Origin of the sequence: Puniceibacterium sediminis, assembly GCF_900188035.1 — a bacterium.
Taxonomy (GTDB): domain Bacteria; phylum Pseudomonadota; class Alphaproteobacteria; order Rhodobacterales; family Rhodobacteraceae; genus Puniceibacterium; species Puniceibacterium sediminis.
Map to the genome: position 1 here is coordinate 1 of NZ_FZNN01000013.1, position 13,979 is coordinate 13,979.

The 13,979-nt window shown below is 62.8% G+C and carries 13 protein-coding genes; 7 read left to right on the top strand and 6 right to left on the bottom strand.

Annotated elements, in window-relative coordinates; all coding sequences use genetic code 11:
• Positions 1-312 precede the first annotated feature (312 nt).
• Complete coding sequence (locus CHB75_RS13975) at positions 313-1,311, bottom strand: phosphatase PAP2 family protein (protein WP_245840978.1); 999 nt, start codon at positions 1,309-1,311, stop codon at positions 313-315.
• Positions 1,312-1,581: 270 nt separating this feature from the next.
• Here CHB75_RS13975 and CHB75_RS13980 point away from each other — a divergent pair, with 270 nt between their 5' ends.
• Positions 1,582-3,183, top strand: coding sequence for an AfsR/SARP family transcriptional regulator (locus tag CHB75_RS13980; protein WP_089271521.1), 1,602 nt, complete (start codon positions 1,582-1,584; stop codon positions 3,181-3,183).
• An 87-nt stretch (positions 3,184-3,270) separates the two neighbouring features.
• Here CHB75_RS13980 and CHB75_RS13985 read toward each other — a convergent pair whose 3' ends face one another.
• From CHB75_RS13985 to CHB75_RS14000, 4 genes are read right to left on the bottom strand one after another with little or no spacing between them, the layout of a single operon-like run.
• Complete coding sequence (locus CHB75_RS13985; protein WP_089271523.1) at positions 3,271-3,750, bottom strand: DUF6505 family protein; 480 nt, start codon at positions 3,748-3,750, stop codon at positions 3,271-3,273.
• The gene (locus tag CHB75_RS13990; RefSeq protein ID WP_089271525.1) at positions 3,747-4,451 is read right to left on the bottom strand and encodes a biotin/lipoate--protein ligase family protein; all 705 of its coding nucleotides are present in this window, start codon (positions 4,449-4,451) and stop codon (positions 3,747-3,749) included. Before CHB75_RS13990 ends, CHB75_RS13985 begins: the two co-directional genes overlap by 4 nt.
• Positions 4,448-5,536 carry an Mrp/NBP35 family ATP-binding protein gene (locus CHB75_RS13995; protein WP_089271527.1) on the bottom strand — a complete coding sequence of 363 codons (1,089 nt, stop codon included), beginning with the start codon at positions 5,534-5,536 and terminating at the stop codon, positions 4,448-4,450. Before CHB75_RS13995 ends, CHB75_RS13990 begins: the two co-directional genes overlap by 4 nt.
• Before the next feature lie 6 nt (positions 5,537-5,542).
• Entirely contained in the window at positions 5,543-5,731 is a 189-nt protein-coding gene (locus CHB75_RS14000; protein WP_089271529.1) for a DUF6494 family protein, read from the bottom strand.
• 103 nt (positions 5,732-5,834) lie between these two features.
• On the opposite strand from CHB75_RS14000, the gene CHB75_RS14005 reads away from it, so the two are divergent.
• Positions 5,835-6,578 (top strand): hypothetical protein, encoded by a 744-nt coding sequence (locus CHB75_RS14005; RefSeq protein WP_089271531.1) that lies wholly within the window; start codon positions 5,835-5,837, stop codon positions 6,576-6,578.
• 55 nt (positions 6,579-6,633) lie between these two features.
• On the opposite strand, the gene CHB75_RS14010 is transcribed toward CHB75_RS14005, so the two are convergent.
• Positions 6,634-8,598 carry a 4Fe-4S binding protein gene (locus tag CHB75_RS14010; protein WP_089271533.1) on the bottom strand — a complete coding sequence of 655 codons (1,965 nt, stop codon included), beginning with the start codon at positions 8,596-8,598 and terminating at the stop codon, positions 6,634-6,636.
• Positions 8,599-8,771: 173 nt separating this feature from the next.
• Between CHB75_RS14010 and CHB75_RS14015 the strand changes: the two genes are divergently transcribed.
• The 5 genes from CHB75_RS14015 to CHB75_RS14035 all read left to right on the top strand — a co-directional run bounded on the left by CHB75_RS14015 (position 8,772) and on the right by CHB75_RS14035 (position 13,976).
• Positions 8,772-9,344 carry a DUF3305 domain-containing protein gene (locus CHB75_RS14015; protein WP_342745310.1) on the top strand — a complete coding sequence of 191 codons (573 nt, stop codon included), beginning with the start codon at positions 8,772-8,774 and terminating at the stop codon, positions 9,342-9,344.
• Positions 9,341-9,991, top strand: a complete 651-nt coding sequence (locus tag CHB75_RS14020) for a DUF3306 domain-containing protein (protein ID WP_089271535.1) — start codon at positions 9,341-9,343, stop codon at positions 9,989-9,991. Before CHB75_RS14015 ends, CHB75_RS14020 begins: the two co-directional genes overlap by 4 nt.
• The gene (locus CHB75_RS14025; RefSeq protein ID WP_089271537.1) at positions 9,988-10,599 is read left to right on the top strand and encodes a TorD/DmsD family molecular chaperone; all 612 of its coding nucleotides are present in this window, start codon (positions 9,988-9,990) and stop codon (positions 10,597-10,599) included. Before CHB75_RS14020 ends, CHB75_RS14025 begins: the two co-directional genes overlap by 4 nt.
• A gap of 98 nt (positions 10,600-10,697) precedes the next feature.
• Complete coding sequence (locus tag CHB75_RS14030; RefSeq protein WP_089271539.1) at positions 10,698-10,886, top strand: twin-arginine translocation signal domain-containing protein; 189 nt, start codon at positions 10,698-10,700, stop codon at positions 10,884-10,886.
• 99 nt (positions 10,887-10,985) lie between these two features.
• A complete protein-coding gene (locus CHB75_RS14035) occupies positions 10,986-13,976 on the top strand; it encodes a formate dehydrogenase subunit alpha (protein WP_089271541.1) in 2,991 nt (996 codons plus the stop codon).
• The last annotated feature ends 3 nt before the right edge of the window (positions 13,977-13,979 follow it).

A 13,979-nucleotide genomic window follows, 5' to 3' on the forward strand; every position in this document is an offset into this window, starting at 1 on the left:
TCAATGCCCTCGGCACTGCCGAGATCATTCGCGTGGCATAACGCCAGCGGGGTAAGGGGAAGTCATGCCTCAGGCGTGAGTTCTGCAACAATGCCCCCCGGTGTTGTCCGCGCAGGACCAGCAAGGTCTTGGGCAGTCCTGCCCATGCCGAAAAAGCCGACAGCCTTGGCCCGGCGACCAGACGGCGCGATGGTTTTATCAGCCCCGCAGCGCGCAGCACTATGCCAACGCGCCGCAGGATGTGCCGCGCAACGGGTCAGGGGCGTGACGCGATTTCCCTGACACCGATCTTTCGTGACAGGGTATGAAAGTTCAGCCCCATTCCGATTTCACTTCGGCCCACATCTCTTGCATCCATACCGGCACCTGTGTCGGGTCAAGAGCGACGGTTCCCGTCTCGACGATCGTCGGATCCTTCAGCGCGTCGCCAAGAAGGCTAAGGTTGAAATCCCCCTCGTAGGTGTCGCCGCGATAGGTGCGGGTCGGGGTTGCGGTCTTGCCGTCCAGCAGGTTGATAAGGCCTTCGGCCATGGTCATTCCGGCAATCGCGCCCGCCATGCTGTCGGTCGGGTAATGAACCCCGGCCACCGTACGGTTGGTTGCGATGCGCGCGGCATAGCGCATGACTTCGTTCTGGGTCTCGACCGCCATGGCAGGATCAAAGGGAACGTCATAGAAGAGGCGCGAAAACAGCGTGGCCAGCACAAAGGATTCCGTTGCGTGGCCGCTGGGAAAGGACGGGTGACCCGGCGTCTGGATCACCGGCTGCACTGCGCTGGACAGGGCGATGGGCCGTGCCACATCCAGCCCCATCTTGACCGGCATCTCGATCAGCTTGCACAGGCTCAGCATGGTGTCGGCCATACGCAGGGTCCACTTGGTGGCATCCCCGCTCAGATACGACACCATCCCGAAGAACGGCAGCAGCTGGCCGGTCTGCACCGTGATTTCCTCAAGCCGGTCGGACTGCAGATCCGCCGCTGCGCGCATATAGTCAATCTGATGATCCTTGAGGAACGCGGTGGTCGGTTTGTGGAGCGTTGCCAGTGTCTGGCCCTGAACGGTGATCGATGCGGTGTCGTTGGCATGGGCGCTGCTGGCAAGCGATACCGCGAACTGCGTGCTTAGCGTCTGGATAAGCACCGCGTCGCGCGGGCCTTCGGCGAGCTTGCGGAAGGTGTCCCAGGCGGATTGCTGGGCTGGGGTGCGGTTTGCCCCCGGCCACATGCGTTGGGTGCCTGCGCGGGCCGAGAGCATTGCCCAGCTCGGCGCAGGGAGCGAGACGGTCTGAACGCCCTGAACCCCCTGCACGCCTTGGACCCCCTGGACCCCTTGAACACCCTGGACCCCTTGAACGCCCTGAACGCCCTGAACGCCGAATATTGCCATCTGACTTCTCCAATTCACTGCGGAACAAATTGTGGCACACCCTGACGTGCATCGCGACACAGGTCAAAAGACATTAATGCCCTTAGGGAAGCATTAACGATATTTTTACGAAGATTGCGTCGTCGATACCGCGATGCTACGATCCTTTCATAGTGTGCCGCCCAAGCGGCTCTTTTGACGTGCGGGATCAGCATGAGTGACGCAGGCGCGGCAGTCAGAATTTCGGTGATTGGACCGTTCAAGGTGACGGCCCCTTGTGGTGCTGACATTACGCCGACCGGCGCCAAAAACCAGGCGCTTTTGGCCATTCTGGCGCTGACACCTGGCATGAGCCGCCCGCGCCGCTGGCTGGAAGACAAGCTGTGGAGCACGTTTGGCCCCGAACAGGCCAGCGCAAATCTGCGGCAGGCCCTGTCAAAACTGCGCGCGCTGTCGCCGGATCTTGCAGCTGCGCTGAATGGCGGGCGCATTGCGCTGTCGCTGGACCCGCAATTGGTGGCGGTTCAGGACATCGCCGCCCCGGGCTTGCCCCATGACGACCGTGAGCTTCTGGAAGGTCTGGACGTGCGCGATCCGGAATTCGAGGACTGGCTGCGCGCCGAACGCGCCCGGCTGCGCGACGCGATCGAAGCCGCGCGCCCGCGCGAGGCGCGGGGTGTGATCATCGAGTGCCGCACGGATGTGCATGGCACGGACCAGAATGCCATTATCGGCGAGATCCTTGCCAACCAGATCGGTCAGACCGTGGCCGACAACGTTCGTGCCTGGCGTCGATCCGGGCAGATCAATGGCGCCACGCAGCGGCAGGAAGGCGATCTTCAGATCAGCTGCGATCTGATGGAGAACAACGGCAAGCCCAACATCTTTATCAAGATCGTGCATATCCCGACCGGGCAGATCCTGTATTCCAAACTACAGGCGCTGGAACATGCATCGGACGTGCTGAATTCTGCCGTCCCCATTTCGGCAATCGTCTTCGAGGCCGCCGACCGCGTGATCGGCAAACTGCCCCTGATCGTAGAGAACGCCCGCCCCGAAGCCCGTGCCACGGCGCTGGCGCGGTTGGCGCTTTACCGGATGTTCAGCTTTGAGGCCGAGTCGCTGCGCGAAGCCGACAGCCTGCTGAGTCAGGCCTATGACGTTGACCGCAATGGCGTATACCTCGGTTGGCGGTCGTTGGTGCGGATGATCCAGCTGATCGAGCTGCTCGAGGACAATCCGCAGGCGCTACGGGAAGAGGCGGCATGGCTCAGCCAGCGCGCCATCGAGGATTCCTTTGACAATTCTCTGGTGCAAGCGCTGGTGGCGCAGGTGTTGGTGATGGAGTTGGGCGATCCGGTGGGTGGCATCGAAATGGCCCGGCTGTCGGTCGAGCAGAACCCAGCGAATGGCTTTGGCTGGACAGCGATGGCCATGTCGCACATGCGGGCGGGCGATGCGGCGCTGGCGATCAAGTATTCGACCCAGGCGCGCCAGATCGCGCGATTTTCCCCCTTCCGCCAGTGGTGGGAGGTCAATCACTGCGTGGTGAACATCGCCTGCAACCAGCCCGCCGAGGCCATTGCCGCAGGTGAGGCCGCGGCCCGGGCCGCGCCGTCCCTGCGCCCGGCACACCGGCATCTGCTCGCGCTGTATGCGATGGACGGGCAGATGGACAAGGCATTGGCCACCGCACAGAAGCTTACGAAGATCGAGCCGGGCTTTACGCTGGACCGGTTCATAAATGACGAGACCTATCCGGTGCGAACGCTGCGCACCAAGGGTCTTCTGGAGCCGATCCGCGCCTTGCTGTGATGTTTGCGCCCGGTGCATGCGCCGGAATGAGGGCTCGGCTCCTCACACTGCGCGAAATATTTCAGAGAAGATGAAGCGGATGCGGCGTCATTCGTCGAGCGAGCCGTGCACGGCGAACTGCATGATGTCCGCCTCCTGAGGTTCAATCACCCGGAAGGTTTCGCGTACGCCTGCTTCGGTCAGCTCACGGGCGACGGTCAGAAGGGTGTTGGGCGCATGGTCGTCGCAGAGTGCGATCATCTGGTCTATTTCTTCGGTGGCAACGGGCCGCGCGGCATCGGCGGACGGGGCACCGTAGGTGTCGACAAAGTGCTGGGCCAGCGACGCGATCAGGGTTTCGCGTTCGGAGGGTTCCAACTGGGTCACGGCGACAAAGCTGACGCGGCCACAGGTTTCGATCCCGAACCAGCCGTTGGAAAAGGCCTGACGCGCCTTGCCGACCAGATCGCCTTCGGACCAGTTGGAGAATTCGAACCCGCCCGAGAGGCACCATTCACCGGTGCGCGCGGGGTTTTGGAAGACGCGGGTGTCGCTTTCGTCGAAATGGATCGCGCGGGCAAGCTTCATGTCTGTGTCTCCAGCAGGGCGGTGAGCGGGATAAGGTGGGTCGTGCCATCGGATTTGAGCAGCATGCCGAGTTGTTCATCCACACCAAGGAATGTGCCGTCCATGCCGGATTGGCTGACCGGCTGGCCAAGGCCATGGACAAGGCCGCTCCACTCACGGTGCAGCGGTGACATGCCTTCCTCTTCCCAGCGGTGGATCCAGGTGAGCGTGTGGCGGGCCCAGGATTCAAGCAGGTCTTGCGGGCTGAGATCGCCGCAGCCTTCGCCGTGAAGGGCGGTTTCGTCCGGCGTGGCACCCTGATCGTCGGTGGTGATGAGGAACCTGAGAGTGAAGCCGATGACAAGCCAGTCGGGGATCGCGGCAGGGTCGGCGGTGGATGCCGCCGCGCGGAAGGCCCCGCAGCGCCCGCCGTTGACGCGGATCACACCGTCCCAGTCGAGATGCACCGGCACCTCGGGCGGGGCGAGCGCACCAAGCGCGTTCTGCAGGCCGACACCGCAGAGCGGCAACATGGCCATGGCCTGCGCCAGCGGCACTTCGGGTGCGCAGATCAGAGCGGCGCGCAGATCGCCGGAGAGATCATAGAGGATCAGCCCGGCATCACAGCCCTGCTGCGCGGCCTGACAGGCGGCTGCAAAGGGATCGTGCCCCGCAGCATTCAGGCCACTGAGAAGCGGCGGGAACTGCGGGGCCATGCTCATGCGCGGCCTTCGGAGATCAGGCGGCGGGCCAGATCGCGGAAGGTTTGTGCCTGCGGGCTGTCGGGTTTGGAGACGACGATGGGCGCGCCCCCATCCGAGGCAACCCGAATATCGAGATGCAGCGGGATTTCGGCCAGCAGCGGAACACCGATTTTCGCAGCCTCTGACGCGACTCCGCCGTGGCCAAAGATATGTTCTTCGTGGCCGCAGTTGGAACAGATGTGCGTCGACATGTTCTCGATCAGGCCGAAGATCGGCACTTTCATCTGGTTGAACATGTCGATGCCCTTGCGCGCATCGAGCAGCGCAACGTCCTGTGGCGTGCTGACCACAATGGCCCCGTCGACCTGCGCCTTTTGCGCAAGGGTCATCTGCACGTCGCCGGTGCCGGGTGGCAGATCGACCAGCAGCACGTCAAGCGCGCCCCACTGGACCTGGCTCATCATCTGTTGCAGCGCGCCCATGAGCATCGGGCCACGCCAGACGACAGCCTGCCCTTCGTTGGTCATGAGGCCGATGGACATCATCGTGACGCCAAAGTTGCGCATCGGCAGGATGGTCTTGCCATCCGGGCTCGCGGGACGTCCGCTGACGCCCAGCATCCGGGGCTGGCTGGGCCCGTAGACGTCGGCATCCAGAAGACCGACACGGCGACCTTCGGCTGCCAGCGCGCAGGCCAGGTTGGCCGAGACTGTGGATTTTCCCACGCCGCCCTTGCCCGAGGCGATGGCGATGATCCGGTCCACGCCGGGGATCTTTTCCGGCCCGCCCTGCAGTGGCGCGGGCGCGTGGGAATGTCCGTGGCCCGACCCTTTGAGGTCCGGTGGCGGTGCCTTGGCGGAATGGGCGGTCATCACGACCGAGACGTTCTTGGCCCCGTCCAGCGCCTTGATCAGATCCTCGGCTTCTTGGCGTACGGGCGTGTAGGCCTGCGCCTTGTCCCCCGGCACTTCGAGCACGAAGCGCACGGTGGCCGCCTCGACTGTCAGAGCCTTGACCAGACCGGCGGTTACGATGTCATCGCCCGAGACCGGGTCCTTGACGGATTTCAGCGCGGTCAGGACCGCGTCGCGTGTCAATGTCACGTCTGTCTATCCCTGGATCTTGCCGGTCACGACATGTTCGAGGTCAAGACCATCGACCGTCAGAACCACTTTGGCTTGGTATGTCTTGCCCTCGGTGTCGGGCACATTGCGCATCGCTTCTTCGATAGCCTGCTGGCTGGTGACGCCCACCTGTTTCAGAAACTTGCGCATCGACATGTTGAAATCTTCGCTCATCGGATCTCTCCCCTGGCTCCTGTGAAGCATTGACGGGTTTAGGCGACCGACCCTAGGCTTGCAAGTCACACGTTGTGGAACGGGACCTGAGGGAGGGGCCGCGATGCGCTGGAATTGGGCGGTGAGGGTGCTTGCGCTGGTGGCTGCGGGGCCGCTAAGCGCGCAGGAGGCGGACAAACGTCTGACTCTGGCAGCGCCCAAAACCCTAACGGAGTCGGGGCTGATCGACTTCCTCGTGCCACGATTTTCGCTGAAGACATCGATACGGATCACGCTCGCGCCCGAGGGTGCCGGGGCGGATGCGGTGCTGGGCGATGAAGGTGTGGCAGCCTTTGAGGGTCTGGATCAGGTCTGGCATCTGGACGTGGGTGCGGATCCGGATGCACAGCGGTTTGCCGACTGGTTGATGTCGGACGTCGGGCGCGGGACGGTGGATCAGTTCGCCGTCGACGGCACGGCAGTGTTTTCGTCATCGCTGACGCAATTGGTCGAGGTGGCAGAAGTCAGTTATGACGGTGATGCGGCGCGCGGGGCCGAATTGGCGCTGGAACGTTGCGGGCGTTGCCATGTTGTCAGCGAGGAGAACCGGATGAAGGCCATCGGCTCGACCCCGTCTTTTGCGGTGCTGCGGACACTGCCGAACTGGGACGGGCGGTTTCTGGCATTCTATACGCTGAACCCGCATCCGGCATTCACCCAGGTGGCCGAGGTGACGCCGCCGTTCGATCAATCCCGCCCATCCCCAATTGAACCTGTGCGGATTACCTTGGACGAGTTGGAGGATGTCCTGAGCTTTGTGGCGGCCATGCCGCCTGCGGATCTGGGCGCGCCGGTGCAGTCGCGATAGGATGGCGCTGCAGGCCCCGGATAAGTGGGCCGGGGAGTAAACGCCTCCCCTGCCCTCAGTGATCCTTGCGCTTGGACGGACCTTCGTTCAGGTAGTCGTCGGTCGTGCGCACGCGGCGCGGGGTGCCCATGGCAAAAGGGTTGTTTTCCGAATGATACTGCGCCTCGATCCGGCATTTGTCGCACATCTGGATCATGCGGGCGGTCTTTTCATTGGCAAACATCGCGTGCTTGCCTGCAAGTTTCTCAACCACCTTTTCGACGGTTGATTTCACGCCGAACAGGCCACCGCATTCGATGCAGGGGAACGGCTCTTCTTCGTGGAGCACGCGCTGGGACAGGGCAGAATCGCTCAGATCCAGTTGGGGTTGCAGTTCGATCGCCTTTTCCGGGCAGATCGTCGCGCAGATGCCGCATTGCAGGCAGGCATCTTCCTGAAACAGCAGCTGGGGCTTGTCTTCGTTATCGCCAAGCGCGCCCGAGGGGCAGAGTGAGACGCAGGACAGGCACAGCGTGCAGGCTTCCTTGTTCACCAGCACGGCACCGTAGGGGGCGGCGGGAGGCAGGGAAACGGTGACGCCTGCCGGGTTCAGCGCCTTGGCCGCGACGCGAGTGACCTGACGGCGGGTGCCAATGGGCAGGACGGGGGTTTTCACCGACTGGGCACGCTCGGCGGAATAAAGATGTTCGGACAGGGCGTCCGGGTCCATCATATCCAGCAGCGCAACCGCCGCCCGCCCCGCCACGGCATTGGCCAGCGACATCTCGAACTCAGGCGTGTCACGTTCTGTGCGAGGGGCGAGCAGGACATCGACCGAAGCAAAACCGCAGGACAGAGCGGCGAGCATTTCAGCATGGCCGAAGCCTGCCAGCGCCTCGACCTGTAGCGGGATCACATCGCCCGGCAGGCCGTTGCCAAAGCGGGCAGAGAGGCGGATCATTTCGGCCCCGTGGTCGTCATGCACCAGAAGGCGCGCGTCGCGTCCGCCCGCGCGGCGATAGGTGCCAGACAGGGTGTCGAGACGGCGAAAGACCGAGGATACCGGCGGGGCGTCATAGGTGATGGCACCCGAGGGGCAGAGCGCCGAACAGGCGCCGCAACCGGCGCAGATCATCGGGTCGATGGCCACATGTTCGCCAGCCGAGGTGATGGCCCCGGTGGGACAGATGTTGAGGCATTTCGAACAGCCGGTCTGTTCAGCGCGGGAATGGGCGCAGAGGGATTCTTCGAGCCGGACATACAGCGGCTTTTCGAAGGTGCCGACCATTTGCGCGGCCTCTGACGCGGCCTGTGCCAGGGCGATCGGCTGGCGCGGATCAGCGCGCAGATAGCCTTCGCGCTTTTCCGGGGCGGGGAACAGGGGTGTGCCGCTGGTGAGGTCCAGAATAATGTCACATTCAGAGACTGCGCCGTCACGCGGGACAGAAAATTCGAACAAACCGCGCCCGCCGGGCAGAAGCTGCTGGAAGGCGTCGATACGCAGGTTGAAGCCGCCAAGGGCCCCCTGCGCCCGCCCCAGACGCCCCCGGATCACGTCGAAACGACGGTCCATGGGCGCGTCGGCGCCGTCCGTCTGCAGCACGGTCACGGCCAATTGATCACAAAGGTTTGCGGCAGTGGCAAAGGCGACCTCGCCCGCGCCAAGGATCAGGCAGGTGCCTTCCGACAGGATATCAAGCGAGCGGGCTGCGGGCAGGACCAGCGCCGCCTCGGCCGCCAGCGCGGCCATCTTGGGGGTGGGGTTCGTGCCTTTCACGGTCCAGCCGGCCCGATCGCGCAGATCGACGAAACCGGGGGCGTCGGCGCCCAACTCTTCGGCTAGAGCCTCAAAAAACGGACGTTCCTGCTGGCAGGCGACGATCACATCGCCCGCGTTCAGGGCTGTGGCCGCCTGTTCGGATTGGTGCTGGCAGAGGCCGGTATAGACCTTTGTGCAAGCCAGCCCTGTGGCCGCGCCGATGGCTTCGGCATCGACCGTCTGGCTACCCAGACAGTCACATAGCAGCAGCGTTTTCGCCATGTCTCGTTCTCCCGACTGGTCCGCGATCAACCCCGCACCTCTGCCGCCATAGTGTGCCGGGAGATGGACAAAGGGAATGCTGAAACCTATGCTTTCTGAAAATGTATGCCCGGAAATACCGGAGCCAGGGGCCGGACACAAGCGCCGCCCCAAGCCACGCCAGGGGAGATGCCGTGAGCCTGCAGGATCAGAAAAGCGTAACCATGCCAGTCGGCGTCGTGATCCGGCGCCGTCCCGGAGTGACCCGCTGGGCGAAATGGGTCTGGACGCCGGTGGCCATTCTGCCGGGTGCCGGACCTGCGGACTGGAAGGTGCTGCGCGAGGAAGGCGAGACGGTCGAGTTCCACGCCGCCACGGTGCCGCTGACGTTATATCGGGGCGAAGCCGAAGCCTACATGGTCGCCCTGTCCCAACCCGAGCCGCCGGTCTTTGTGATTCTGCGGCAGGGTGAACAGGGCGCGCAATGGCCCTATCACGTTCATATGGTCACGGCCTCGCCGCATGAGGCACTGCTCTATTCCGAAAGCGGTGAAGAGATCGTCGAGCGGATCGCGATGCCCAAGGGGCTTCTGGCCTGGGTCGGATCCTATACCAAGGCGCATTACGTCGAAGAGACCTTTGTCAAACGCAAGCGGCGGCAGCATCTGGAAGACAAGACCGAGGATGGGATTGGCGATCCGCGCATCTCTCAGGCGAGCGATGTCTATCGTGCACCCGGCTCCAGCCGCAAAGCAGGTGAAACATGAGTAAGGGCGACGAGGGCGGCTTCTGGACGCGCCGCCGCGCGCGCGTGGCCGAGGAAGAGGCCGCAGAGGCAAAGGCGCTGCAAACCGAGGCTGACGAGGCTGAGGCCGCGCGCCTTGCCGCTGAGCAGGCCGAAAAGTCTGACGCCGAGATCCTTGCCGAATTCGACCTGCCCGACCCGGATGACCTGATCCCCGGTCAGGACATCGCCGGATTCATGCACAAGGCGATTCCCGAACATCTGCGCCGTCGGGCGATGCGCCGGCTCTGGCGGCTGAACCCGGTTCTGGCCGTACTGGACGGTCTGAATGACTATGACGGGGATTTCACCAACGCCGCGACGGATGCGCCGGGGGTCAAGACCTCATATCAGGTCGGCAAGGGCCTGTTGCGCCACGTCGAGGCCCTCGCCAAGGCTGAGGCCGACAAACTTTCGGCAAAAACTGCAGAAATTTCAGAAAATTCCGATGGCGCCGTAATATCTGCAGCGATACCGGAAGAAGTGCAGGGTGCGCCCGATGCTGCACCCGCATCTGCGACCAAGGTCGTAGTGTCGGAGCAAGAGATTGGTGAGAAAAGTGAACCAGATGAAGGGGATCCAGTGCTTCCGCGCAGAATGCGATTCACTTTCGAGACGGAGAAAGAATGACCAGCCCCGCTGCCGCAACCATCGACGTTTCGCCTGAGGATCGGCTTCGTGCCGACCTGTACAACTATTTGGGCGTGTTGCTGGCCAGCCCCGCGGACGAGATGATGCTGACGCAGACCGCCGGGCTTTCGGGGGATGAAACCGATCTGGGTCGTGCCATCGAGCGACTGGCCGACTGCGCCCGCACGAGCAAACCCAAGGACGTGAGCCGCGAATTCAACGCGCTGTTCATCGGGCTTGGCCGGGGCGAACTCCTCCCCTATGCGAGCTATTATCTGACTGGGTTCCTGAACGAGAAACCCCTGTCAGCCCTGCGCAACGATCTGGCCGCCCGTCGGATCAGCCGTGCACCAAATGTTTACGAACCAGAGGACAACATCGCCACGATGATGGAGGTGATGGCAGGGCTGATCGTCGGGCGCTTTGGCGCGCCGGCGACGCTTAGCGATCAGCGGGTGTTCTTCAATCGGCATGTCGCGCCCTGGGCGGGGCACTTCTTTGCCGATCTGGAAAAGGCCAAGACCGCGATGCTGTACAGCGCCGTCGGAACGGTCGGACGCGCCTTCATGGATATCGAGCGCGAGTCGTTCCGGCTCGGATCGGACTGAATCTGGCCGGAGCGATCCGGCGACAAACGGCGGGCCCGCCCGTCCTTACCGAAAGCGGCCCCATTCAGGGCCGTTGAACCATAAAAGGGAGACCTTCCATGTCCAAGAAAGACGAGACGGCCAGCAGCCGACGCGATTTTCTGAAGCTGGCCGGCACTGCGGGCCCTGCGGCAGTTGTCGCCGTGACCCTCAGCGGTGAAGAGGCTGAAGCGGCCCCCGCCCCGGCGGATGGCAAGATGCAAGACACTGCGCATACCCGCGCCTATTTCGACAGCGCCCGGTTCTAAGGGCGGAACACCACACTGAACGATTGCTACGTTGCGGGCACGCTGCGAGCTGACCAAGCCAAAACCTGACCACACAGTCGGGCAGCACGGGAGAAGAAAATGCTTAGGAAAAAGACCAACGGGGTGACTCGACGGCCCCAGCGAACCGGTATTCTGTCCGAGATCGCAGGTTCGTCAGTTGATCGTCGCGCATTCCTGCGCGGATCGGGTCTGGCCATCGGGGGGCTTGCCGCTATTGCCGCCACTGCCGGATCGGTGACGCAGGCCAGCGCGCAAGCCGCCGTGACTGGCGCCGTGCAGACTGTGAAATCGATTTGTACCCATTGCTCCGTCGGCTGCACCGTGATTGCCGAAGTGAACAACGGCGTCTGGGTCGGTCAGGAACCAGGCTGGGACAGCCCCTTCAACCTTGGCGCCCACTGCGCCAAAGGTGCCTCGGTGCGCGAACACGCGCATGGTGAGCGCCGCCTCAAGTACCCGATGAAGAAAGAGGGCGGTGAGTGGGTCAAGATTTCCTGGGAACAGGCGATCAACGAGATCGGCGATCAGATGAACGCCATCCGTGACGAAAGCGGCCCGGATTCTGTTTACTGGCTGGGCTCTGCCAAGCATAACAACGAACAGGCCTATCTGTTCCGCAAGTTCGCCGCCTACTGGGGCACCAACAACGTCGATCACCAGGCGCGGATTTGCCATTCGACCACGGTTGCAGGTGTTGCGAACACATGGGGCTACGGCGCCATGACCAACAGCTACAACGACATCCACAACTCGCAGGCCATCTTTGTCATCGGCGGCAACCCCGCCGAGGCGCATCCCGTGTCGCTGCTGCACCTGCTCAAGGCCAAGGAGCAGAACAACGCGCCGCTGATCGTCTGCGATCCGCGTTTTACCCGTACTGCGGCACATGCCGACGAATATGTCCGGTTCCGTCCGGGTTCTGACGTTGCACTGGTCTGGGGTATTCTTTGGCACATCTTCGAGAACGGGTGGGAGGACAAGGAGTTCATCCGCACCCGCGTCTGGGGCATGGACCAGATCAAGGAAGAAGTCGCCAAGTGGAACCCCGAAGAGGTCGAGCGTGTGACCGGTGCCCCCGGTGCGCAGCTTGAGCGCGTTGCGCGCACGCTGGCAAACAACCGCCCCGGCACCGTCATCTGGTGCATGGGTGGCACACAGCACTCCAACGGCAACAACAACACCCGCGCCTATTGTGTTCTGCAGTTGGCACTTGGCAACATGGGCGCCGCCGGTGGTGGCACGAACATCTTCCGTGGCCACGACAACGTGCAGGGCGCGACCGACCTTGGCGTTCTTGCTGACACGCTGCCGGGTTACTACGGCCTGTCGGCAGGCAGCTGGGCACACTGGGCCCGCGTTTGGGAAGAAGATCTGGACTGGCTCAAGGGCCGCTTTGCGGTGATGCCGGGTGCCGGAACCGATGGTGCCGACCGTCTGATGATGAACGAGACCGGTATTCCGGTGTCGCGCTGGATCGACGGTGTGCTTGAGGATCGTGAAAACATCGACCAGCCGGACAACACCCGGGCCATGGTTCTGTGGGGCCACGCGCCCAACTCGCAGACCCGTATGCCCGAGATGAAGACGGCTATGGAAAAGCTCGACCTTCTGGTCGTGGTCGACCCCTACCCGACAGTTTCCGCAATCATGCAGGACCGCACCGATGGTGTTTATCTGCTGCCCGCGGCGACACAGTTCGAAACCTACGGGTCGGTGACGGCGTCCAACCGTTCACTGCAATGGCGTGAGAAAGTCGTCGAGCCGCTGTTCGAGAGCAAGGCGGATCACGTGATCCTCAAGATGTTCTCGGACAAGTTCGGTTTCACCGACCGGATGTTCAAGAATATCGCGATCAATGGTGATGAGCCGCTGATCGAGGATATCACCCGCGAGTTCAACCGCGGCATGTGGACCATCGGCTATACGGGTCAAAGCCCTGAGCGGATGCGGATGCACATGGAAAACCAGCACACCTTTGACCGCACCACGCTGCGCGCCAATGGTGGACCGGCTGACGGCGATTTCTATGGTCTGCCGTGGCCAAGCTGGGGCACGCCCGAGATGAACCACCCCGGATCGGCGAACCTCTATGACATCTCGCTGCCGGTGGCGCAGGGTGGCATGGGCTTCCGCGCACGCTACGGCGTTGAACGGAACGGTGACAACCTGCTGGCCGAAGGCGTCTATCCCGTCGGTTCGGAAATCCAGGATGGATATCCTGAGTTTTCCATGCAGATGCTGATTGACCTTGGATGGGACGGCGATCTGACGGCAGAAGAGCGCGCGTCGATTGAAAAGGTCGCAGGTTATCAGGCCCCCGAAAACGCGGGCAATGGTACCGAAGAGGTCGGCGAAACGTCGCAAACCGGCGAACGGCCCTCGGATTACGCGGGCCAGGTTGGTGGCGTGAACTGGAAGACCGACCTTTCGGGCGGCATTCAGCGTGTCGCGATTGCCCACGGCTGCGCCCCCTACGGCAACGCCAAGGCGCGTGCCGTGGTCTGGACCTTCCCGGACCCGGTCCCGCTGCACCGCGAACCGCTCTATTCCAACCGGCGCGATCTGGTGGCGGATTACCCGACCTACGAGGACAAGAAATTCTGGCGGCTGCCGACCATGTATGCGTCGATCCAGAAGAACGACTTCTCCAAGGACTTCCCGACCATCCTCACCTCCGGCCGTCTGGTCGAATACGAGGGCGGCGGCGACGAAACCCGGTCCAACCCCTGGCTTGCCGAGCTTCAGCAGGACATGTTCATCGAGATCAACCCGCGTGACGCCAACAATACCGGCGTGCGTGACGGGGCAATGGTCTGGGTGCACGGTCCTGAGGGCAGCAAGATCAAAGTCAAGGCGATGGTCACCGAACGTGTGGCAAGTGGTGTGGCCTTCATGCCCTTCCACTTTGGCGGCTTCTGGCAGGGTGAGGATCTTCGGTCGAAATACCCCGAAGGCGCCGACCCCTACGTGTTGGGCGAATCCACCAACACCGTACAGACCTATGGCTATGACAGCGTGACACAGATGCAGGAGACCAAGGCCACTCTCTGCAGAATCGAAGCGGTATAAGGA

Excerpts from the sequence above, each read along its gene's own strand:
- CHB75_RS14010 (WP_089271533.1), bottom strand. The coding sequence starts at position 8,598 with ATGGCGAAAACGCTGCTGCTATGTGACTGTCTGGGTAGCCAGACGGTC.
- CHB75_RS14000 (WP_089271529.1), bottom strand. The coding sequence starts at position 5,731 with ATGAGCGAAGATTTCAACATGTCGATGCGCAAGTTTCTGAAACAGGTG.
- CHB75_RS14020 (WP_089271535.1), top strand. The coding sequence starts at position 9,341 with ATGAGTAAGGGCGACGAGGGCGGCTTCTGGACGCGCCGCCGCGCGCGC.
- CHB75_RS14025 (WP_089271537.1), top strand. The coding sequence starts at position 9,988 with ATGACCAGCCCCGCTGCCGCAACCATCGACGTTTCGCCTGAGGATCGG.
- CHB75_RS13980 (WP_089271521.1), top strand. The coding sequence starts at position 1,582 with ATGAGTGACGCAGGCGCGGCAGTCAGAATTTCGGTGATTGGACCGTTC.
- CHB75_RS14030 (WP_089271539.1), top strand. The coding sequence starts at position 10,698 with ATGTCCAAGAAAGACGAGACGGCCAGCAGCCGACGCGATTTTCTGAAG.
- CHB75_RS13990 (WP_089271525.1), bottom strand. The coding sequence starts at position 4,451 with ATGAGCATGGCCCCGCAGTTCCCGCCGCTTCTCAGTGGCCTGAATGCT.
- CHB75_RS14005 (WP_089271531.1), top strand. The coding sequence starts at position 5,835 with ATGCGCTGGAATTGGGCGGTGAGGGTGCTTGCGCTGGTGGCTGCGGGG.
- CHB75_RS14035 (WP_089271541.1), top strand. The coding sequence starts at position 10,986 with ATGCTTAGGAAAAAGACCAACGGGGTGACTCGACGGCCCCAGCGAACC.
- CHB75_RS13985 (WP_089271523.1), bottom strand. The coding sequence starts at position 3,750 with ATGAAGCTTGCCCGCGCGATCCATTTCGACGAAAGCGACACCCGCGTC.